14 protein-coding genes and 1 pseudogene are annotated in these 14,066 nt (G+C 37.8%); 2 read left to right on the top strand and 13 right to left on the bottom strand.

The genetic code is table 11. The features are described 5' to 3' along the window. Positions 1 to 65: 65 nt before the first annotated feature. Positions 66 to 191, top strand: coding sequence for a hypothetical protein (locus KQI49_RS18715; protein WP_256438977.1), 126 nt, complete (start codon positions 66 to 68; stop codon positions 189 to 191). Positions 192 to 310: 119 nt separating this feature from the next. Here KQI49_RS18715 and KQI49_RS00470 read toward each other — a convergent pair whose 3' ends face one another. The 4 genes from KQI49_RS00470 to KQI49_RS00455 all read right to left on the bottom strand — a co-directional run bounded on the left by KQI49_RS00470 (position 311) and on the right by KQI49_RS00455 (position 5,950). Then, the gene (locus KQI49_RS00470; protein ID WP_216485741.1) at positions 311 to 3,382 is read right to left on the bottom strand and encodes an efflux RND transporter permease subunit; all 3,072 of its coding nucleotides are present in this window, start codon (positions 3,380 to 3,382) and stop codon (positions 311 to 313) included. 3 nt (positions 3,383 to 3,385) lie between these two features. After that, positions 3,386 to 4,255 carry an efflux RND transporter periplasmic adaptor subunit gene (locus tag KQI49_RS00465; RefSeq protein ID WP_216485739.1) on the bottom strand — a complete coding sequence of 290 codons (870 nt, stop codon included), beginning with the start codon at positions 4,253 to 4,255 and terminating at the stop codon, positions 3,386 to 3,388. Between the two features lie 66 nt (positions 4,256 to 4,321). After that, entirely contained in the window at positions 4,322 to 5,194 is an 873-nt protein-coding gene (locus KQI49_RS00460) for a TetR/AcrR family transcriptional regulator (protein ID WP_216485737.1), read from the bottom strand. Positions 5,195 to 5,440: 246 nt separating this feature from the next. After that, a complete protein-coding gene (locus tag KQI49_RS00455) occupies positions 5,441 to 5,950 on the bottom strand; it encodes a competence protein ComK (RefSeq protein ID WP_216485735.1) in 510 nt (169 codons plus the stop codon). A 160-nt stretch (positions 5,951 to 6,110) separates the two neighbouring features. On the opposite strand from KQI49_RS00455, the gene KQI49_RS00450 reads away from it, so the two are divergent. Next, positions 6,111 to 6,296, top strand: coding sequence for a YjfB family protein (locus KQI49_RS00450; protein WP_216485733.1), 186 nt, complete (start codon positions 6,111 to 6,113; stop codon positions 6,294 to 6,296). A gap of 324 nt (positions 6,297 to 6,620) precedes the next feature. Here KQI49_RS00450 and KQI49_RS00445 read toward each other — a convergent pair whose 3' ends face one another. The 9 genes and pseudogenes from KQI49_RS00445 to KQI49_RS00405 all read right to left on the bottom strand — a co-directional run bounded on the left by KQI49_RS00445 (position 6,621) and on the right by KQI49_RS00405 (position 14,054). Continuing rightward, positions 6,621 to 6,935, bottom strand: coding sequence for a hypothetical protein (locus tag KQI49_RS00445; RefSeq protein ID WP_216485731.1), 315 nt, complete (start codon positions 6,933 to 6,935; stop codon positions 6,621 to 6,623). A 206-nt stretch (positions 6,936 to 7,141) separates the two neighbouring features. Next, positions 7,142 to 7,393 (bottom strand): annotated as a pseudogene (locus KQI49_RS00440) (cupin domain-containing protein); the annotation flags it as partial. An 89-nt stretch (positions 7,394 to 7,482) separates the two neighbouring features. Beyond that, a complete protein-coding gene (fabZ, locus tag KQI49_RS00435; RefSeq protein ID WP_216485727.1) occupies positions 7,483 to 7,905 on the bottom strand; it encodes a 3-hydroxyacyl-ACP dehydratase FabZ in 423 nt (140 codons plus the stop codon). 322 nt (positions 7,906 to 8,227) lie between these two features. Next, entirely contained in the window at positions 8,228 to 8,569 is a 342-nt protein-coding gene (locus KQI49_RS00430) for a DNA-directed RNA polymerase subunit beta (RefSeq protein ID WP_216485725.1), read from the bottom strand. Between the two features lie 80 nt (positions 8,570 to 8,649). Next, positions 8,650 to 9,474, bottom strand: coding sequence for a flagellar hook-basal body protein (locus KQI49_RS00425; RefSeq protein WP_216485724.1), 825 nt, complete (start codon positions 9,472 to 9,474; stop codon positions 8,650 to 8,652). A gap of 82 nt (positions 9,475 to 9,556) precedes the next feature. After that, positions 9,557 to 10,360, bottom strand: coding sequence for a flagellar hook-basal body protein (locus KQI49_RS00420; RefSeq protein ID WP_216485722.1), 804 nt, complete (start codon positions 10,358 to 10,360; stop codon positions 9,557 to 9,559). A 46-nt stretch (positions 10,361 to 10,406) separates the two neighbouring features. Next, positions 10,407 to 11,408, bottom strand: coding sequence for a rod shape-determining protein (mreB, locus tag KQI49_RS00415; protein ID WP_216485720.1), 1,002 nt, complete (start codon positions 11,406 to 11,408; stop codon positions 10,407 to 10,409). A 395-nt stretch (positions 11,409 to 11,803) separates the two neighbouring features. Then, the gene (gene spoIIID, locus KQI49_RS00410; RefSeq protein WP_216485718.1) at positions 11,804 to 12,097 is read right to left on the bottom strand and encodes a sporulation transcriptional regulator SpoIIID; all 294 of its coding nucleotides are present in this window, start codon (positions 12,095 to 12,097) and stop codon (positions 11,804 to 11,806) included. A gap of 907 nt (positions 12,098 to 13,004) precedes the next feature. Next, positions 13,005 to 14,054 (bottom strand): AimR family lysis-lysogeny pheromone receptor, encoded by a 1,050-nt coding sequence (locus KQI49_RS00405; RefSeq protein ID WP_216485715.1) that lies wholly within the window; start codon positions 14,052 to 14,054, stop codon positions 13,005 to 13,007. Between the last annotated feature and the right edge of the window lie 12 nt (positions 14,055 to 14,066).

Here is a 14,066-nt window from a genome sequence, read left to right as displayed (position 1 = left end):
GTAAATATACCACTATTGTACGCTCATTCACAAATACAATGATTGAAAATGGGAGGGCTTAGAGCATGAGATTAAGATTTATAATTGCTCCAATCCAATTGAACTGTACTATTGGACATGAAAGGCGGGAATTGCTGAAGCCATGTCCAATTGAACGCTCCTATTGGACATTAAACACGAAACTAACTTAAAACATGTCCAATAGATTAACACTAGCCCATCCCGCACAATCAAATACATAAAAGCCCCAGTCAGTAACTTTTAATAGTCCACTAACTGGGGCTCAATCATCTTGGTGACGGTTTGATGTTTAAGCTTTTGTCTTTTTCTTCTTCCTTTTCTTTCTTGTAAATTTCCCTGTAAAGTCGTCAAATAATGTATAAACAACCGGAATTAACAATAGGGTGAAAATACTTGATACGGTTAATCCGAAAATAATGGTGACGGCTAATGGTTGTTGCATTTCTGCACCTTCACCGAGCGCTAGGCCTAACGGTACCATGGCTAAGATCGTTGTTAAAGTCGTCATTAAAATTGGTCTTAACCTACTTCGACCCGCTTCAATTATAGCTTCGTATCGTTCCATGCCACGTCTTCTCAAGATATTAATATAGTCGACGAGCACAATAGAGTTATTGACGACAATTCCCGCCAGCATAATGATCCCGATGAAGCCTGGAATACTGAGCGGTATACCCATGACAAATAGGCCTAATAGAACACCAATAACTGTTGCTGGCAATGAGAACATGATAATGAATGGGTATAAGAAATTCTCAAATTGTACAGCCATCACAGCATAAACTAAGAAAATTGAGAAGATGAGGGCGATGGTTAAGTCTGTAAACGATTCTGCCATATCTTCTGCTTGCCCACCAAAATCATAAGCATATCCTTCAGGTAAATCCATTGATGCTAGTGTATCTTCTATATCGTTCATAACACTTCCTAAATCACGATCCATAACTTCACTTGTGACGTTCAACTGTGGCTGTTGGTTTTGACGCGATAATGCAACGGGACCTTGCATTTCCTTCAAGTCAGCTACTTCTTCAAGAGCAAGCGCAGCTCCTGACGGTGTTTGAACTTTCATATCTTGCAAATCACTTATAGTGCTGCGTTCATCTTCAGGGTAAACCATAGAAATATCCATTTCTCGGCCTTCCTCACGATACTGAGAAATGACCTGACCTGTAAACTGCAGTTGAATTTGCCCTAAGATTTGATCCTGAGTTAATCCGTATGTTGCAGCTTTATCTTTATCAATGACAATATCAAGTTGTGGCGTGCCATCTCCTGCTGACGACTCGGGATTGTATACCCCATCAACGCGGGAAATTTCATCGACAACGTCACTTGCTAATTCGCGTAATACGTCATGTTCGGGTCCGCTTAATTGAATTTGAATTGGATCACCTAAACTGACCTCAGTGTCCATCGCGTTAACTTTTATTTCCGCGCCTGGAATATCTTTCAAATCTTCATCAATGGCTTGCACGATATCATTGGTTGACTGCTCTCTTTCAGATGCTGGGATGAGCTGCATTGTATATGAAGCTGCTCCTCCTCCCATCATACCCATATCGTCGCCACCGATGCTCACAAAGTTGGTTTCCATTTGATCTTCATAAGGTATAAGCTTTTCGTTAACTTGATCTACAATATCTTCCGTATAAGCATATGATGTACCAGGTTCCGTTTCAATCGTTATGCCCACCTGGCCTTGATCAGATTCTGGAATGAATTCCGCTCCGATAAATGGAATCAGCCCTAGACTTAAAATAATAAGAACCAATGTTCCAAACACGGTCGTCTTACGGAATTTTAATACACCTTTCAGCACACGGCTGTAACCATTGTTAACACGATCTAACACACGATTAAACCAGTAACGACGTCCATGATCTTCCATGGCATTTGCAAGTAATTTTGAAGAAAGCATTGGAACAAGTGTAATGGCTACAACAAGAGAAGCTATTAGTGAAAATGACACCGTTAAAGCAAGTGGTGTAAATAAATCTGACGCAATTCCTTGTGTGAACACAATTGGTAAAAATACAACTAATGTTGTCGTGGTTGACGCTATAACGGCAGGTGCAAGTTCAGATGCTCCTTTAGTCGCTGATTCAAATAAGCTATAGCCTCTTTGGCGATAGGAGAATATATTTTCCAAAATAACAATGGAGCTATCGACCATCATTCCGAGTCCAAGTGCTAATCCACCGAGAGTTAGAATGTTCAGCGTTTCTCCAGTAAAATACATTAAGGAAAAAGTTGAGATAATCGCAATTGGGATTGATAGTCCAATAACAAGTGTTGCCCTGACGCTCTTTAAAAACAAGAGTAAAATAAAGACGGAGATGACTCCCCCAATCAGAATATTACTAATGACTGAGTCGATGGACATTTGAACAAATTCTGACGTGTCAATGACTACATCTAAATGTGCCCCATCTACTAAATCACCTTCAAGGTCGTCAATCGCAGCACGAATATTATCAGCAACTTCTACTGTATTATTATCAGTTTTTTTCATGATAGATAAAACAATAGATGGTTCGCCATTCACTAATGTCTCTGAATCTGAATTTTTAAATGTATCTTTTACTGCAGCAACATCATCAACATGGAGAGTCGCCCCTTCTTCGGTCATGAGTACAGTGTTCTTTATATCGTCGACAGACTCATATTCACCCGATACTCGGAGTTGCAGATCTTTATCTCCCTTATCAACTGTCCCGACAGAGGCTGAACTATTTTGATTACTGACAGCTTGCATAATTGCTTGTGAATTAAGCCCATATTGCTGTAGTTTTGCCTCGTCTAAAACAATTTGAATTTCTCGTTCTTTACCACCCTCAACGCTAACAGAAGCTACCCCTTCTTGCCGCTCAAAATAGGGAACAATTTCATCTTCCGCTACGTTTGTTAGCTGTTCAGCATCCTCACCCGTTAAGCCAACCCACATGACGGGGAGTTGGTCTGGGCTAAAACGCATAATATTTGGGTCACCAGCGTCATCTGGCAAAAAACCCTTCACTTGGTCTACGTTTTCCCGTACGTCCAGTAAGGCTTGGTCAAGATCCGTCCCATTATTAAACATCATTAATACTAAGGAGGAGCCTGATTGCGACTGAGATTGAACCGTTTGAATACCTTCCACCGAACTTACAGAAGACTCAATAGGTTTACTGATTAAATTTTCTACTTCTTGTGGTGCGGCGTCACCATATGATGTCGCTACAACTGCAACAGGTAAATCAATTTCCGGAAAAATATCGACAACTAGATTACGAAACGATACAATTCCAAGTGCGATAATTGCAATGACAATCATAATAACACCAACAGGTCTTTTGACCGATGTATTGACTAACTTCAAGATTTATTCCCCCGCTTCCACTACGTTAACCTGACTACCGTCCGACAGAGTCAATTGACCTTTTATGACCACTTGATCATCTTTTTTTGCATCTGCTTCAATTGCTGTCTTATCTGTTTGAGATTCTTTAATAGTCACTTCCGTTTTAGTTACTTTATCGTCATTCACTATATATATATACGTTTCACCATCTTCTTCAGCAATTGCTTCTGTTGGTACAATCAGACTATCCTTGACGCGTTTGGTCGGCACTTCGATTTTCAGAACGGTTCCAGACAAGATATCTGCATCTTCACTATCAACTTTGGCTTGGATAGAAAATAATCCTGTCTCGCCAGGCATGGAGCCAACCTTGGTAATTTCCGCTTCATATTCTTCATCTTCTAAAAAGATTTTACGTTTATCTTCTTTGGAAAATAAACTGTGCTCTGAACTTGAAACATCGAAACTCACTTTCATTGTGTCAAGGTCTGCAATAATAGCCAGTGGATCTTCATCGGTGACCATATCTCCTTCACTAACATCTAGATTTACAATTGTACCGTCTTTTGAAGCACGGATATTTTGAACTCCAGCTTGTGTCTTTAATTTAGCAATAAGATCGTCTTCTTTTACATTATCGCCTTCTTCAACTTCCAAGGAATCAATTTCACCAGGCATTTGAACCATAATCGGTGTTGTTTTATTTGGTTCTGCTCTTCCATAAAATGACTTATCAACGACCAGATCACCTTTTGTAATATCAGCTACTTCCACAGGTGTAACCGTCTCTTCCTCTTTTTCCCCCGATTCTTCTTCATCGTCATTACATGCGGCCAGCATAGCTATCAGCAGGATAGCAGTCAAACTCAGTAAAATTTTTCTCATTTTCATTTAATTAACTCCTTCGTCCCATTTAATCTATCGTTCTACTTTATACGTACTTAACGCTGATTTGTTTCAACTGTTTTGTAATAACTCAATCCCCCATAACTCTGCCAATTGTTCACACTCATCATGTAGCACTGGGTAAGGTGCAAAATGTGCTAATAGTCCCTGTAATAAAATGGGGTTTGCTTCTGTTTGATTCTTTTCCTTTTTTAATGTGGCGACCACCTCATATAATTGATTCTTTTTTTCATTTTTTATTGGTAAAGATGTAATCTTTTCATATAAAGTTTGCATCACATCTTTGAAATCTTGTTTTTTATAATTTAATAATGAAGTAATATGATCTTTAGTTATGAGTGGAGTTTCCCTTTGGCTTATCATCCCGTTAACAATGTCATCAAGCCGTCGGGTAATAAACTTACTTGTTTTCTCTGAATCTATTTTTATGTTATACATAACTATCCATTTAAAATAGGCATTTAGAACACCTTCAAATTGAATCATAATATCGATTAATAAATTATTTGCTTGATCTCCATAGATGTCTTCAATTATCTTTTTCATCCATTGTATGCGTTGTGTATTCATTTTTTCTATCAGAGAATCCATTCGGTCACCAATTGAAATGCTTTCTGTAAAAAACCTTAAGATAAAACCCTTATAGCTTTCAATATAACCAAGCAGAATATTGATTTGTTGGGCTAACTTTTCTCTCGGCAGAAGCTCTTCATTACTTATTTGATCCAATCTATTCATAATTTTCAAATAGATATAATCAATGGATGAAGCCATAAAGTCTTCTTTTGATTGATAATATAAGTAAAAGGCTCCTTTAGAAATCCCAGCTTCCGTAGCGATTTCTTGAATGGAGGTGGAATGGTAGCCTTTTTCTGAAAAAAGGGTTAAACCAATATCCATTATCTTTAATTTTTTTTCATTCATTTAACCACACCTATTTCATAATATTGACGATATGATGTAGTGACTGACTGGTCATGTAGTGGTAAAGTCTGTGACTGACCGTTCAGTCAATACTCACAATAACTTACACGCACTTAATTATTATACATAATGACCCTTCCTCTTACAAGCCAAAAACTGTTTCCCTGATAAATCTATTTCCAATGAAAATCTAAAGCTACATATATAACAGCATATATAACAGTAACTTGCTTCTACAAGTTACTGTTAAAATGGTCTATTGTTAAATGGATCTCTATAATTGCGAGAAAATAATACTATCCGATTTTGTCTAGCGATAATTTGACTCGTACGTTTATGTTGCATATCAATTGAATTTTCTGAGGCATTTACAAATAAACCAGACCCATCCATAAAGGTAATATATGTTGTATTACCCCGGCCCTTATAAAAATCGATATGATAATAGGACAACCAGACGCAATCTTTACTTTTAGTGGAGCAAGTCGGCATCATATAAATAGCTTGCCCCGGATTAACAGGAACAGGAATCTTATTATTGATATTAAAAGCTTTTTTTACAGCAGCTCTCCTGCCCGACAACGTTGCCCCAGATAATAAACAGCTGTAATCTAAAATTTTTTCAGCACTATGTATGGAGTCATGTTCTCCATTACTTTCTAAAATAGCTGACCGATAGTAAGCAGAATCTTTAGCGACAATGGCTTTTGTTTTCCTCGTAATGAGAAAGTTATTCTTTTTTTGCACCCCATCCATCCCCCTAAGTATATGCACCAACTTAACTTATATTTATTATACTAAAGGTAGTCAGAAAGTACTAGTTATTCTTTATTATTTTAAAATTATACAAACCTTTTCCAAACTATGTTGAGGCTATCGGTTTTATGATACACTAAGCTTAAAGGGGGAATCGAAAATGGATATAGCCGCTTTATCAATCGCAAAAGCTCAAACACAAGTCAAAGCAGATGCTAGTATGAAAGTCATGTCAAATGTTAAAGACTTACTAAACCAACAAGGCGATCAACTTCTAGAAATGCTAGAAACAAGCTCACCCGCACCACATCCCTCACTAGGGAATAAAATCGATCTAAACGCATAACAAAAGCGCGGGGCACCCCGCTTAGCCCTGACAAGCTTAAGCAGAAAACCGCAGTGGCGCTTTGCCACGTAGTTTTGACCTCGAAGGGCTGGGTGCTTAAGCTAGACGATCAAAAGCGAAAGCACCCGCTTAGCCCTGACAAGCTTAAGCAGAAAACCGCAGTGGCGCTTTTTGCCACGTAGGTTTAATGCTTAAGACCTCGAAGGGCTGGGTGCTTAAGCTAGACGATCAAAAGCGAAAGCGCCTGATTAGCCAAAACAAAAAAGTTGAAAATATCCAGTTCTCCATGAAAGGATATTTTCAACTTAGGATGTAGAGGAGGATTTATCTTCTGTCCTCATCGTTTTTATTATTACCGTTCATGTCATCGCCATTATTGTTACGGTCATCATCATTGAGATCATCATTATTGTCACGATCATTTTCATTTAAATCATCGTTTAGATCCTCATTCAGATCATTGTCATCGTCTTGATTATTATCATTGTTAAGATCATTATTGTTATTCTGATCTTCATCTTGATTCAATGGTGCCTCAGGTGCATTATTATCATTGTTGTCGTTCGTCGTACCGCAAGCAGTCACCAGGGATAATGCTAACAACGATGCCCCTACTTTATACAGGAACTTTTTCTTCATGGTATTTACCCTCCTTATTTTTCTTATGCATGTGTTAGCTTCCCCGACTTTTCCAGAGACATACTATTATTCTTATTCTTTTTTACAATTAAAAAATGCACTTCCAGTCCAGTATCTCTAAGACCTTACATTAAATTTAACAAAAAAAACAACCCAAATATGAGGGGGCCTCTTTAATCTAAGTTTCTTTTTAAAAGTTTACCGATTCATTCCTTATTGCTTACCACTGGTGTTTCCTTTTTATGCAACGTTTGAAGAATATCTGGATTCATATTTAAATTACTACCAACCAGCTCTTTCGGTGTCAAAGCCATCCATTGCTCAAGCGATACATCATTATAACGGTCACTTTTAAAAATCTCCAAAAACCAGACGGTCTCATCGCCAATATTTTCAATATAATGACCCTCGGCAAAGGGCACATATCCAACGTCACCAGCCTGATAGTTAAAAGTCCGTACCTATATATGTGTATGCGAACAAGAATTAAAAATGAAAAAAGCTTTCTTAAGTCTTTTTCACTTAAGAAAGCTTCTCATACACGAAGTTACTGAATTGCAAACATAATCTCAGCTTCACACGCCACTTCACCATCAACTGTGGCGACACCTTTTCCTTTTCCAATTGGCCCTTTAATCCGCGTAATTTCAACTTCTAATTTCAACTGGTCACCAGGTTTCACTTGCCGCTTAAATCGACATTTATCTATTCCAGCGAGAAATCCAATCTTACCTTTATTTTTCTCCATGCCCAGAACCGCAATTGCTCCCACCTGAGCTAAAGCTTCAACAATAAGAACGCCCGGCATCACAGGATAGTCTGGAAAATGACCTTGAAAAAATGGCTCATTCGCCGTCACATTTTTCAACCCAACAACACGCTTCTCCTCTTCCACTTCCAATACCTTATCTACCAAAAGAAATGGGTACCGATGTGGAATAATATCTTTAATCTCTTGTGTATCCATCATTTACTCTCCTTTAATCTACGCTTAGTTCATATATCATCTACCTAATATATTTTATGTTATACCAAGGTAAAGGATCTAGCAACAACTTATCGCCACTTGCAAATAACTTTCGGTTCGGTACGCCTTTTATACAGAACGACGCGCGATGAAGGACACATTTTCGACTTTTCACGAAAAGTTGTCCATCATTTGCGCGATCAATAAAAAAACATGGCTAACTTCAGTATAAAGTTAGCCACAACCATAGGAGCTTTAATGTTAAAGTACGCTAAACAACAAAAAATAGGCTTGCTACTATCCACCACAAGCCTAATCTATCAAACTACTTTTCTTTCGTTACAATATCAATGACATGTTGCCATGTTTCTGTTTTTAAGGCGTCGAGTGCCTTCCCATCACCAAGAACTCCATAACCAATCATCAAACCAAGCGTCAAAGCACCTACAGCCAATAAAAGTACGACGATAATCCTTAACCAAATAGGAAAAACACGGCGACGAGGCTTTTTATTCTTTTTCTTCTCTTGTTTTTGCTTTTTCTTCTGTTGCTTTCTCGTTTCAGCTTCTTCTTTATTTTTCTTATCTTTTGGTAAAGACCTTTTTTGCTTTTCCGCATCTTTCTCTGACTTTTTTTTGACGGGTTTTTCCAATTGTTTAGTTGACATGGCTCGGTTCTCCTAACTCCCTATAAATCTAACTACTAATATATATTCAAACATTTAGGAAATATTATTAACAAGCTTGCTTACCTTAGCTGATTAATTAAGCCCAACATCTGGTCACCCATTGAAATGGTTCTCGCATTAAATTGATAAGAACGCTGTGTCGCCAGCATATCCGTCATTTCTTTAGATAAATCCACATTTGAATGCTCAAGTGCACCACTTTTAACTATGTTAAGCCCATCTACATCATTAATAACATTACCCAGTGTATACCCTAACTCAGCAAGATTAGTCAAACGAAAAGCATTCTCCCCCGCTGCCTCAAGCAACTCTGGATAAACTGCTTCAACAACAGAAAGCCTACCTTCCGTACCCGTTTGGCCTCCCCTTGTCACCTGGATTGAACCATCTGACTGAATCATAATATCATCAAAATCATCCTGAAGCACAATCGCCCCATTATCACCAATGACAGGATGCCCCTCACTGGTCACAAGCATCACATTATCACTGTTATCAAGGGGTTGTAAATAAAACGAACCATCACGCGTATAAAGACGATCAGTCACACCATTTTCAGTTACCTCAATTTGAAACAAATGGTTTTTCTGATTTAAAGCAACATCTAACGCCCGATCCGTTTCCTTAATCGAGCCCATTTCCAAATTATTTTTCACCTGACCTAAACGAGCACCCGAACCAACACGAACACCATCCGGAGTAAGTCGATTAGCCCCACCATCACGAGACATATTATTAATTTGCTGACTCAACAAAGACGAAAACTCAGCTTGACGACTTTTATACCCAGTCGTTTGACTATTCGCCATATTATTACCAATCACGTCCAACTTTTGTTGCAACTGGTTCATTGTCACAGCAGCCTGAATCATAGCTCGGGACATCTTCACCCTCCTAAACAAAACCATTTTTTAAGGAAAAATCTGTATATAACAATCTACCATTATGAGGTTGGTCGAATGCTAGTTAAGTTATCCTACCAATTTCACTGACGGCTTTCCCCATACTTTCATCGTAAGCCTTTAAAACCTTTTGGTTCGTCTCAAACATTCGGTAAGATTCGTTCATTTGTGTCATCATTTGCATAGCATCAACATTTGATTGTTCAAGCGCACGCTGCTGTACCTGATATGTAGTATTTGCCGGCATACCGTCCGCTTCCCCATTTAAAAGGCCAGTATCTTCTTTGGCAAGTTCATTCGTATTGGCAACATAAGCAATACCTAAGGGTATGTCTTGATTATCCAATTGGATCATACCATCTGAAGAAACTGTAAACTCCTCACCATTCGTTTGAATAGGATTTTCATTTTGGTCTAAAACATAATAACCTTCACTTGTCACAAGATGGCCCTCACCATCAATCGCAAAATGGCCATTGCGCGTAAAACGCACGTCACCATCACTATTTTGAACAGTGAAAAATACACTACCTGTTTCATCAGGAAACTGACCATTGATTAAGGCCAAATCAGTCGATGTGCCTGTTTCCCTTAAATCACCTTGACCAAAATTAGGTATCATTTCCTGAACGTAAACTCCAGTATTCAACGGACCGACAGGATGACGAGTTGGCATATTAACCCCGCTACTTGTCGGTACTTGTTTTGAACCCATTTGCTGGATCAGCATTTCCGGAAACGAACGCATTGTTGATTGATCAGCTTTATAACCTGGTGTATTGGCATTAGCAATATTATTTGATAAAGCTTCTTGTTGACGTTGCTGAGCAACCATGCCGCTTGCTGCCGTATAAAACCCACGTAACATACGAACAACCTCCTTTTAAAACCAGACTTCATTACGGAATTTGTACTTAAACGATTTTTTTACGTTCTATTTTATCTATATTGCTAAGCATCATGCCAGTTCCCTTAGCAACACAGTTCATTGGTTCTTCAGCAATAAATACAGGAACTTTTAGTTGTTCAGCTAGAAGTTCATCAATACCATGGATAAGAGCTCCCCCACCTGTAAGAATGACGCCACGATCAATAATATCAGCTGATAATTCTGGTGGTGTGCGCTCAAGCACAGTTTTCGCTGCTTGTACAATAAGCTCAACAGACTCGCTTAAAGCCTCTTGAATCTCATCAGAATAAACAGTTATCGTTCGAGGTAATCCGCTCACCATATCACGACCACGAATTTCTAATTCTTCGTGACGCAAATCAGGGAATACCGTCGCAACATTTACTTTTATGTCTTCCGCAGTACGCTCTCCAATGAGCAACTTATATTTCTTTTTTATGTACTGTAAAATTTCACCATCAAATTTATCTCCACCCATTTTGATGGATTCAGCTGTCACAATATTACCCATTGAAAGCACCGCGACATCTGTCGTTCCGCCACCAATATCTAGAACCATGTTACCACTTGGCTGGAAAATTTCCATCCCTGCACCTATCGCAGCTACTTTCGGTTCTTCTTCAAGATATACTTTTTTGCCACCTGATTTTTCAGCTGCTTCTTTAATTGCCTTTTGTTCAACTTTCGTAATATTTGTCGGGCAGCAGATTAACATTCTAGGTTTCGACAAAAATCCCTTAACGTTTATTTTATTTATAAAATGTCTTAACATTGCTTCTGTCACGTCAAAATCAGCAATCACGCCTTCTTTTAACGGGCGGATCGCTTCAATATTTCCTGGTGTACGTCCCACCATGCGACGAGCTTCCTCACCGACTTCTAGGACTTTACCTGTTGTTCTATCCATGGCCACAACAGCAGGTTCATTTAAAACAATTCCCTTACCTTTAAGGTGAATCAATACGTTGGCAGTTCCAAGATCAATCCCGATATCTCTCGAAAACATTACTCAAAATCCTCCTAGCATAAATACTATCTCGCACCTGTCTGAAAACACAATGCTACTAATAGTTTATTTTACCATAAATCTCAACATTAAAGTACAAAATATACAAAAAGTCTACATTTTTTTCAAATATTGATATTACGGTCATCTTGCGTATTTTCCCCTATCAAAAAATAGCTATTCATCAAGGGCATTTTTTAATATAGAACTTAAATTCTAAAAAAATCGTATAATTAACAGCGAAAAGAGCGTAGCATAAAATGTAAGCTACGCTCTTTTCTTATGTGTTCATCATTCGTTTTTCTACATAACCACCCCGCCTATGTTTGTCTTTTTAGTATCTTCTTTAAATCACCCCCTTTAAATAACATATTATAAATAGGGTTTGATTTCTCTTAACCGATTGGTTCTGCTTTGGAGTCTGAATCGTTAAATGATTGAGTCTCGGTCTCATACTTTTTTCTTGTTGCTTCTCCCCCGCGGAGATGGCGGATTGATTTATGATATTCCAGCACCTCTTTAACTTCTTTCGCTAACTCCGGGTTGATTTGAGGTAATCTTTCGGTTAAGTCTTTGTGGACAGTGCTTTTGGAAACACCGAATTCTTTTGCTATCATTCGGACAGTTTTCCTCGTCTCCACGACATGTTTACCTATCCTGATCGTTCTTTCTTTGATGTAATCGTGCACACCGGTCGCCTCCCTATATTGGAATTTTCAGAGGTGTGGGTTGAGACAAGGTGCTTGTATTCGATTCAACTATGCCAAACCATGCTTCATACTTGTATTAATTTTTAATAAAAGGCATATCATTGAATGTTAAATCATCGTGGCCTGCAACTTGGTTTCAGTAGGACAAACGTTAATAAGACATTCTTCATCTACTCTCTTAGGAACTACGCTAAATGTTTCAGGACAATACTTTCCATTGCCAAAGGTCGTTTGTATGTTTTTTATAGGTGCATCAAATAGTGATACTAAGAGCCACACAAGCTCTTACCTCAGACCTTACTGATTGCTGGTTTGTAACATTTTATTACTCAAGAACTGGTATTATGATTAAAACTGAATGTTTAATGAAAAAGGACAAGTAGAATTTAATTTTGGGAGGATATTCAAACAGCACATTGAGTGGAATGAAGGTGCATAGATAAGTTTAATACCGCATTGAACAGGATCACATCATATAGAAAACCTTCATAATCTGGCGCCTCTTCTGAGTGAACTTGTGATTATTTAATTAACAAAAAACCCCCATGTCTTTTTGACATAGAGGATTTATAATAAACGAGGGCAATTGGTTGTAACTAATAGGTTAACTTAGAACTGCACTTGAATGCTATCTCTTTGAAAACATTGTAGAAAGTGATTCTGTACATTTGTTTATTGATGACGCAAACTAATAACTAATTAATCATTTTGACCGAGTTCAGGATCACTCAGTATTGTAGAATCCCCCGGTGTAAAGCCTGAAAATACAACAACAGCGGCTAATAGTGTCATACATAAAAACATTTTAGCTTTTTTCAATGCTTTCCCTCCTAATTATTTCTCCCATTGCCCTCGTTCATCTTAATGGATGTCCTGATGGTTAATTCTAATAAGATGACTTAATATTTTTTAAATTTTTTAATGCATTAAACGGTAAACGGCTAAAGAAATAATCGCTTCGTTTTTCAATAAAATCGGTATATGATTGTTGCAAAATAGCTTCGTCTTGCTTTGCTAAGCCTAAATAATACAGCTTAAATGGTGAATCAATCGGGACATCTTCAAGTATAGCAATTGCTTTATCATGATTTCCCTTGGCAATTTCTATGTGAGCTTGCTCACTTTTATCATTGCTCGTCACACCTTCCACTTGCTTAAAAGTAGCAGCAAGAAATGGTATGTTACGTTGATTGATGGATTCATAAGTTTTATTCAACCCAAGTTCTTTTGTTATTTTTTTAGCTTCGTTCAAATGATACATCCCTTGTTGTAAAGTATCGAACGTATATGTCAAGCCTAAGTTAATATTCAATGAAGCCTTCGTCAGAGCACTATTCGTTTTATTCAATGCTCTGAATGCATATTTTCTTGCCATAATCAATTCATTTCTGACCCAGTAATAGACGAATAAATGCTGATAGAGTTTTAATCTAAAGCTTGAGAACAAGAAATCATCTTTAATTTGATTAAATAAGTTATGTTGGATATCCAAGAAGTTACCAATCTTCCCAAACTGGTTTTGATCGTAATACAGTGCGACTTTGGAAAGTTCAATCAGACACTTTAGTTGCGGGTCATCGGTTTTAATGTTGTTAAGCCGACGAAGGTAAATATGAGGTTGATGTCTTCTATATCGGCGGTCTATTAATACTTGATAGGCGTCCGCCCATTTCTGGTTTAATTGATTTAATGAGCTTTTATTCTTTATAATCAAGTTTTGTAGATCAGCCGTATACCCATTAATATATAAAAATTCCATCCCTATTCTTTGCGTTTCTTCAACGGTCGTTTTCATGCAGTACTTGCGAATAACTTCTCTTGCCACCCGCTCATTATGCTCGCGAGTTAGCAACAACAGAGCTTGTCCAAGTGATAAAATATTATTATCTATCGAAGCAAAATACTCTGATTGTAGTTTAATGTCCAAGTTTGACATAAATCGTTTCTC

It is taken from the genome of Virgibacillus sp. MSJ-26, assembly GCF_018918075.1.
Classification (GTDB): domain Bacteria; phylum Bacillota; class Bacilli; order Bacillales; family Amphibacillaceae; genus MSJ-26.
This window is presented reverse-complemented; position numbering and strand designations above follow the sequence as displayed.

What these genes read in the sequence shown, in the direction of transcription:
- KQI49_RS18715 (WP_256438977.1), top strand. Translation starts at nt 66, where the DNA reads ATGAGATTAAGATTTATAATTGCTCCAATCCAATTGAACTGTACTATT.
- KQI49_RS00465 (WP_216485739.1), bottom strand. Translation starts at nt 4,255, where the DNA reads ATGAAAATGAGAAAAATTTTACTGAGTTTGACTGCTATCCTGCTGATA.
- KQI49_RS00460 (WP_216485737.1), bottom strand. Translation starts at nt 5,194, where the DNA reads ATGAATGAAAAAAAATTAAAGATAATGGATATTGGTTTAACCCTTTTT.
- KQI49_RS00455 (WP_216485735.1), bottom strand. Translation starts at nt 5,950, where the DNA reads ATGGATGGGGTGCAAAAAAAGAATAACTTTCTCATTACGAGGAAAACA.
- KQI49_RS00450 (WP_216485733.1), top strand. Translation starts at nt 6,111, where the DNA reads ATGGATATAGCCGCTTTATCAATCGCAAAAGCTCAAACACAAGTCAAA.
- KQI49_RS00445 (WP_216485731.1), bottom strand. Translation starts at nt 6,935, where the DNA reads ATGAAGAAAAAGTTCCTGTATAAAGTAGGGGCATCGTTGTTAGCATTA.
- fabZ (WP_216485727.1), bottom strand. Translation starts at nt 7,905, where the DNA reads ATGATGGATACACAAGAGATTAAAGATATTATTCCACATCGGTACCCA.
- KQI49_RS00430 (WP_216485725.1), bottom strand. Translation starts at nt 8,569, where the DNA reads ATGTCAACTAAACAATTGGAAAAACCCGTCAAAAAAAAGTCAGAGAAA.
- KQI49_RS00425 (WP_216485724.1), bottom strand. Translation starts at nt 9,474, where the DNA reads ATGTCCCGAGCTATGATTCAGGCTGCTGTGACAATGAACCAGTTGCAA.
- KQI49_RS00420 (WP_216485722.1), bottom strand. Translation starts at nt 10,360, where the DNA reads ATGTTACGTGGGTTTTATACGGCAGCAAGCGGCATGGTTGCTCAGCAA.
- mreB (WP_216485720.1), bottom strand. Translation starts at nt 11,408, where the DNA reads ATGTTTTCGAGAGATATCGGGATTGATCTTGGAACTGCCAACGTATTG.
- KQI49_RS00405 (WP_216485715.1), bottom strand. Translation starts at nt 14,054, where the DNA reads ATGTCAAACTTGGACATTAAACTACAATCAGAGTATTTTGCTTCGATA.